Below are 6,734 nucleotides of genomic sequence, written 5' to 3'. Positions count from 1 at the left end.
GCCACGAGCGTAGGTCCTAGCGTTGTGCGAACTTTGGTCGGTTCAGCACGGCAACCTACGCTCGTTCACTTTTACACCGCATCTCGGACGCGACCGATCTACTCGGCCTATGGGGTTACGTCGCTCGATTCCGCCATCCAGAAGGCTCTGCACGGTGAGCGCCTTGATGGTCTTGGCCTGCGGTCTGATCGGCTGCACATCTGGCTATGAGGGCATGGACGGTGGCGGCCAGGTCTGCGTAGACCGGGCGAAGCAGGAGAACGCTCTGTATCTGAAGGCGGTCAGTGCTGTTCTGCCGTCGGGCAAGCGTCTGAGTGTTGACGAATGGAATGGATGCGACTCAGCTAACAACGGAGCCTCACTATCCGTTCTGGTGAACCCGAAATTCCGACATGACGAGTTGTGGAAAGCGTTCGTCGAGGCGGGGTGGTCGCCTGCCTCGGAGGCATGCACTCCACGCTGCACCGCATTTCAGCTCGTCCACCAAGTGGACCAGCGGCTTATCGGGGTCGCCATTGAAGAGATCACTGACACCGCTCCAGAAGGCCAACAAGAGGGCTTGTGGGTCAATGTGACCGCGGCTGACTCCTGCTGGGACGACCGCGGCTACAGGTGCAGTTAGGCGATGATCGTTACTTAATCACAACTGACACCTCTCCAAGGGTGCCCCTGGAGCAAGCCTCCGGCGGGGCCTCAGGCTCCGAGATGCTCGCGACGAGCAGAAGGCCATCAGTGGCTGAGGTGAGCCGGATCGCATATCCCGGATCTTGAGTTTGGCCCCTGTCCTGGTATCCCAGGGACATTCGTGACCGTCCGAAAGCGGCGAAGCATGCTCCTGGGTGTCACTGGCGAACGCGGGCCGGCCATGACTGTTCCGATCGACGCGGTGGCCAACGAGGCATTGATTCCCGAGGGCAGGCGCCGGCGGGCGGTCGATCCGGCGAAGTCTCGGCAGGCGCACTGGCATGGTGCACAATGAACTCCGCGGCCGCTCTGTTGATGATCAAGTTAACGGGCCGCTGAGTCTTGCGCGATGACCTGCCTCGAAGGTCCTGGGTGAACTCGCTGGTGCCGATTAGCCGCTGACGTAGACGAGGGCAGTGCGTTCCGGGCCGACCAAGAGGAGGCAGGAGTCCCCTTCGCCGCACAGGACCTCATCGAGAGGGAACTTCTTGGCGAAGGCGAGCAGAGGTCCGGATGTACCCGTGACCTCGGTGGCGATCGTCTCGTAGAGGTCGCGGGCCAGCCAGGAGACGAGTTCGTCACCGGGAATCTCAGGGATCGTATCGTCGAATTCCCAGAGCACGGTCGCGGCTCGGGCCGCTTGGACGATGTTCCGTTCCGAATCGATCAGCGCAGCCTCCAAGGAGGCTGTGTCCAGCGCCCAGAGGACGTCGTCATCCTCGTCGTCTCCCTCCTTGGCAATCAGCCATTGCCCGTCTCCGATCCAGCCTGTCCGGAAGGCGTCGTAGGGATCAGCGACGTCGAGGTCGACATCGTGGGTCCCGAAGCTAACCTCGAAGGTCACCTGGTCGGTGTTGTTGATCCTGAGAAATTCACCCAAAAGGGTCGTTATGCAGGCGATTCGATACTCGGCCTCAACAGGGATATCGGGGAAGATCGAGGCTGAGGCCAGCGACAGCCGCCACGTGGTCCTCCAACTGCGAACCAATAGGTGCAGCTCATCGTCAAGCGCGGGGCTGCCTGGTTCGGCTGCGACTGCGATCCGCAGTAGGTCTGTGGCGTCGGCGGCAAGGTAGCCGGCGGCGTATCCGGCTAGCGCCCGGCCTCGCCGGTTGAGGTTGCCACCAGATTCCAATGCTTCCATCAAGAACTTGTACGCCTGTTTCGCACCCTCGGTGGGCAGCCCCCAGGACGCGTGTAGAGGGCTGTCGGACGTCTCATCCGGGTCATCGGTGTCGAACCGCTCGACCGCCAGCGGGTGGCGCTGCCCGTCTGGGCCATGGAACGTTCTCGGGAACGCCTCGTACTCCGTCACCTCAGTCAGAGAGAGAGTGGAGGTCCACTCCTCCTCAGGAGCCTCGCCTCCGACGAGCGCGAGCCGCCATCCCGGCAACCACAACCTGAACAGGCACTCCACGGCTTCGAACGGACCGACCCCGCGAGGTCCTGCAGCCATCAACGCTCATCTCCAAGGTCCCAGTTCAGGACAAGATCAAGAATAGCCAGACCAGAGGTTTCGCACCGGATCATTCGGCACCTTCGACCAGCCTTTTCCCTTTAGGAACGTCGGCGGCACACAAAGACCCTGAACTTCCGCGGGTCCCGACTGCGAGGGGTCCAGAAGAAGGGAACCCGCCGGGGCGCGGGCCTGGGGTTGGTCAGTGCGGTCGCGTCACTCCCCGGTCGTGACCGAGACGGTGGCGCCGACGGTGGTCGGAGCAGGGACTGCTCCGGCGTCCGGCTGTAGAGTTGCGCCGCCGTCAACGCAATCCCTACGTTCGCGACTTCTCTCCCAGCTCGAGATTGCCCTTCAAGCGGCGCATCGAAGCTAAAGTCAGCGACGCCCACGGCCGGGTCATCGCCGAGACCTGCACCGGCGCCACCGTGATCACGGCCTACGACCGGCTCGGCCGCCGTACCCCCTCCGGCGCGCAGAGCCGATGGGAGTACGACCACCGCGATCTTCCGCAAGCACTTCACACCAGCGGGCACACCATCAGCTTCACCCACGTCCCGGCAGGCCGGGAGATCACCCGCCAGATCGGTCCCGACCTGACCCTGTCCAGCACATGGGACTCCGACTCCCGGCTGCGTACCCAGACCTGGAACTTCTCCGGCCGCGTCCGCCAGTGCCGCAGCTACGACTACCGCGCCGACGGTCACGTAAGCGTCATCAACGACCTGCTGTCCGGCCGTCGCCGCTTCGACCTCGACCCCATCGGCCGCGTCACCGCGGTACACGGCAACGGCTTCGACGAACGCTACGCCTACGACCCGGCCGGCCAGATCACCCGCGCCTCCTGGGCCACCCCTCACCGGACCTGGGCGAACGCGCCTACACCGGTACCCTGATCCGTAAGGCGGGGCAGGACCGCTACGAGTACGACGGCCAGGGCAGGGTCATCGCGCGCCGCCGCAAGGGCCTGTCGAAGGGGCCCGCGTACCTGGCATTACACCTGAGACGCCGACGACCTGACGGTGGTCAGCGGCCCATGTAAGGGGCGACGTTGTCCACCCGGGGGCACGTTCAGTCGGCGATGAAGTGGCTAATCGCTTGCCAGGTGCTGGCGGGGTTTTCTTCCGGGAGGTAGTGGATGGAGTCGGGGACGAGGGAGGCGGTGACGGCCTGGTTGCCGGCGACGGCGAGTCCGTCACGGTAGGTGCTGAGGTTTGTGGTCGCCTTCCCAATGCCGTACGCGCCGCGGAGGTAGAGCAGCGGTGTTGTGCAGGCATTGAGCTTTCGGTTGTGCTCGCTGTCGGCAGGGAACGCCCGATAGAGGTCGAAGCCTGCGGTCAAGGGGGCGGGGGTCGCATAAGCGGCGGCGTAGTCCTTCTGCCGTGCCTCGGGGATGAGGTGGTCGGGGTGGGTGAGCGGGTCGAAGAAGTGGCTGAAGTACGCGAGCTCGCGGCCACGGACCAGGGTCTCGGGGAGGCTGGGCGTGGCGTGGAAGGCGAAGTGCCACAGGCGAGGGTTGGCCATGGCCTGGTCCCACGGATCGACACCGGGGATGATCGCATCCAGGATGACTGCGCGTGCGGCGTTGTCGTAGTGGTGGATGTAGTCGTAGACGACCATGCCGCCGATGTCGTGTCCGACGAACACCGCCTCGGCCACACCGAGGGCGGCCAGTGCTTCATGAAGCACGGCGGCGATCTGATGCTTGGTCCCGTCGGTGTGTACGCCCGCGGAGTCGCCGATGCCGGGCAGGTCGAACGCGATCACCCGGTGGGTAGGCGCCGCGAGCACGGCAAGCTGGTCCCAGCAGCCGCGTGTTTGAGGCCAGCCGTGCAGCAGCACCAACACCGGACCGCCTGGGGACTCGGACTCGGTGTAGGCGAGCTGCCCACCGGTCACAGTCACGGTACGAGTGGAGGTCATCGCGAGTTCCCTTCGTGGATCAACGAGCTGCGCCAAGACAAAGTGCTTGGGAATGCCAATCGTTGGATGGCCCAAGAATAGGCTAAGGTGGAGTGATGTCAACACATCCGGACTCACTTCGGCGGCAGCCCACATTCGTTCTCGCGCGAGTGGCCACCATGGCTCGCCGTGCGTGCAGCGCGGCGCTCGCCGAGGTTGATCTGACGCAGGCGGAGCACGGCATCCTGGCTTGCCTGCGTGACTCCGGCGCGCTCATCCAACGGGAGATCGCGGCACTGCTCGCGCTGGACCCGGGAGACCTCATCGCCTACCTCGACAAGCTGGAGGCCCGCGGGGCAATCAGTCGTGCACCGGACCCGGGTGACCGCCGTCGCCGGGTCATCGACCTGACGCCGGCCGGCCGCGAGCTACTCGACCACGCCGACACGGTCCTCGGCGCGGCCACCCAGCGCTTCCTCGGACCGCTCGCGCCGAGCGAGGCCGGGCACCTCATGTCAGCGCTGACCCGACTCCTGCAGGCGCACGATCCGGCCCACTGGAACCAGGCATGACCGCACCGAGAATCCTGCCGGTGCTGTACGGCCGATTCAGCCCACGGCGATTCAACCGTGATCACCAACTGACCGAGGCGGATATCGAGTCCTTGCTCGAGGCGGCCCGGTGGGCGCCCTCGGCCGGCAATTCCCAACCCTGGGCGTTCCTTGTCCGCCGACGCGGTGACACCGGACACAGCGAACTGGTCGACCATCTCGCGCCCAGCTCACGCCCGTGGGTACCGGATGCAAGCGCTCTGGTCGTGAACCTCGCACATCATGAAGTGGACGACAGCGGTATGCAGTACTCCGAGTTCGCCGACTACGACCTCGGCCAGGCTGTCGCGCACATGACCCTGCAGGCACACTCCATGGGACTGGCGTGCCGGCAGTTCCGAGCCTTCGACCTCGAGGGGCTCCACGATGCCCTCCACGTGGCACCTGGCTGGCGCATTCTCACCATGACCGCGATCGGCACGGCAGACACCGGCGATACCCCCACGCGACACCGCCGCAGCATCGCCGACCTCCGCACGGCAGGACGGGCACATCCCGCATAAGCGGACCACCACACGCACTGCCCACGCGAGCTGATACCTCTCTCAGGCGCTGTGACGGCCGGTGAGGACCAATGAGGAGATCATGGAGATTCTGGCTGCCAGTCTCGGCTCCCGCCGATAGAAAAAACCGACCCATTACCTCGGATAACAGCCCATCCGCCTGCGTCCAGACCGCAGAATCGATCTCCATCTCCGACCTGATCACAGCGGAGCCCTCATGCACTGCCGGTAACTGAACCGAGATCCCTACCGACGGCTGCCCGATTCCGGGCTGCTGGCTGCTCTGACTGCGAGGATGTACGGTGATCGCGGAAAGGTGGGATGCCAGGTGGGGCGGTTGAGCTGGCGGTCCGAGGCCGGAGCCCTTGAGGATTGGCTGGCCGAGATCTTCGATCGCTCGCCGTATCACCCGAGGGGTTCTCGGTACAGCGCGGCGAAGAGAAGAGACCGCGCTACGGCGGGCCGCCGAACGGCCGCCCCTACGACCAGGAGATCGCCGTACATGCCGTGGCCATGGGCGCGGCGACCAGTCGAGCCACGGCCTGCGCCGAAGTGATGATGTCGGCGGCAGTGGCGGGGACCCCAAGTTCACGCAGATGAGCGGCGACGGCGGCGGAAGTTCGGGAGGCGTTGTTGGTGACATATGCCAACCGCACCCCCCGTCGGCCCACCTCAGCGAGGGACTCCGGCGCATGAGGTACCGCTCGGCCGCCGAGGTAGACGACCCCGTCGAGATCCAGCAGCAAGGTGACGTAGCCGTCGATCAGCACCGCGCCTCCTTTCGTTCGACGTTCACGCCGCGTGAGACTACTTCGAAGCCGCAGCAGCCTGGGCACCACACCACCCGGCGCCGTGGACGCGGATCAGGCGCGGAGGTTCGGGAGTTGAGATGCGGCTGTTGTCGCGGGGACGCCGTCGACAACGCAGGTTCCGCCGAGGTCTACGCCGTTTCCGCGAGGTCGAACCCGGATCAGAGAGCCGCGGCCATGGAGTAGCACAAGGTCCCGCCCTGGGGATCGGGCGAGAACCATCGAGGCCGAGCCGCATGCCTCGTCCTCGGGGACACCCTCGCTGGGTTTGAACTGCCGGGCCCTGACGCTCCCCGCCTCCTGGTCCATCCAGGCCCATACCTGAACCGGTTCGTCGGGTGGCGCTCCCTTGAGGGCCTCGACCTCGGCGGCGTCGGCGACCTGCCGGTGACGATCGTTCGGTGACCATTCGGCCGGGGCATGAAAAGCTCCGGTTGATGGCCCAGGGAGCGCAGGACGGCGGCTGCTCCCAAAAGTGCGTGGCTAATGAAACGCTGGCCGATGAAACGCCGTTCGAGCTTACGGTTGTGGAGGCGTACCGTCCGAAGGTTCTGGGCCACGAAGACGGTGGCTGGTTCGGGCACCGCAGCGGCGACATCCTGCCGAGCCTCAGCGGCAGGCAGAGTCCCTTCAACAAGGATGACTCGTACGGCATTGCCATGATTGCCCGCTTCTCCGGTGAACGCCCGAGCGGTCACAATATTCATATTTCATACCCTTCTGAGCGAGAATCTTCGGGTTAGCCATCATCAGAGCCGGTGATCAGAGC

General features: G+C 65.1%; 8 protein-coding genes. 5 read left to right on the top strand and 3 right to left on the bottom strand.

The genetic code is table 11. From position 1 onward, the window contains the following. The first annotated feature begins 154 nt into the window (after nt 1–154). A complete protein-coding gene (locus tag AB0K12_RS45805; RefSeq protein WP_364575167.1) occupies nt 155–622 on the top strand; it encodes a hypothetical protein in 468 nt (155 codons plus the stop codon). Between the two features lie 453 nt (nt 623–1,075). Here AB0K12_RS45805 and AB0K12_RS45800 read toward each other — a convergent pair whose 3' ends face one another. Beyond that, a complete protein-coding gene (locus tag AB0K12_RS45800) occupies nt 1,076–2,140 on the bottom strand; it encodes a hypothetical protein (protein WP_364575165.1) in 1,065 nt (354 codons plus the stop codon). A 347-nt stretch (nt 2,141–2,487) separates the two neighbouring features. On the opposite strand from AB0K12_RS45800, the gene AB0K12_RS45795 reads away from it, so the two are divergent. Beyond that, entirely contained in the window at nt 2,488–3,036 is a 549-nt protein-coding gene (locus AB0K12_RS45795) for a hypothetical protein (protein ID WP_364575163.1), read from the top strand. Nucleotides 3,037–3,211: 175 nt separating this feature from the next. Here AB0K12_RS45795 and AB0K12_RS45790 read toward each other — a convergent pair whose 3' ends face one another. Further along, nucleotides 3,212–4,063: an alpha/beta hydrolase gene (locus AB0K12_RS45790; protein WP_364575161.1), complete on the bottom strand. Its 852-nt coding sequence runs from the start codon at nt 4,061–4,063 to the stop codon at nt 3,212–3,214. Nucleotides 4,064–4,221: 158 nt separating this feature from the next. Between AB0K12_RS45790 and AB0K12_RS45785 the strand changes: the two genes are divergently transcribed. Continuing rightward, nucleotides 4,222–4,614, top strand: coding sequence for a MarR family transcriptional regulator (locus AB0K12_RS45785; RefSeq protein ID WP_364575172.1), 393 nt, complete (start codon nt 4,222–4,224; stop codon nt 4,612–4,614). After that, complete coding sequence (locus tag AB0K12_RS45780; protein WP_364575159.1) at nt 4,611–5,156, top strand: nitroreductase family protein; 546 nt, start codon at nt 4,611–4,613, stop codon at nt 5,154–5,156. Before AB0K12_RS45785 ends, AB0K12_RS45780 begins: the two co-directional genes overlap by 4 nt. Before the next feature lie 479 nt (nt 5,157–5,635). On the opposite strand, the gene AB0K12_RS45775 is transcribed toward AB0K12_RS45780, so the two are convergent. Continuing rightward, nucleotides 5,636–5,926 (bottom strand): hypothetical protein, encoded by a 291-nt coding sequence (locus AB0K12_RS45775; RefSeq protein WP_364575157.1) that lies wholly within the window; start codon nt 5,924–5,926, stop codon nt 5,636–5,638. 440 nt (nt 5,927–6,366) lie between these two features. Here AB0K12_RS45775 and AB0K12_RS45770 point away from each other — a divergent pair, with 440 nt between their 5' ends. Then, the gene (locus tag AB0K12_RS45770) at nt 6,367–6,708 is read left to right on the top strand and encodes a hypothetical protein (RefSeq protein ID WP_364575155.1); all 342 of its coding nucleotides are present in this window, start codon (nt 6,367–6,369) and stop codon (nt 6,706–6,708) included. Nucleotides 6,709–6,734: the final 26 nt, after the last annotated feature.

It is taken from the genome of Nonomuraea sp. NPDC049419 (genome assembly GCF_040676995.1).
In the GTDB taxonomy this organism is placed as follows: Bacteria; Actinomycetota; Actinomycetes; order Streptosporangiales; family Streptosporangiaceae; genus Nonomuraea; species Nonomuraea salmonea.
This window is presented reverse-complemented; position numbering and strand designations above follow the sequence as displayed.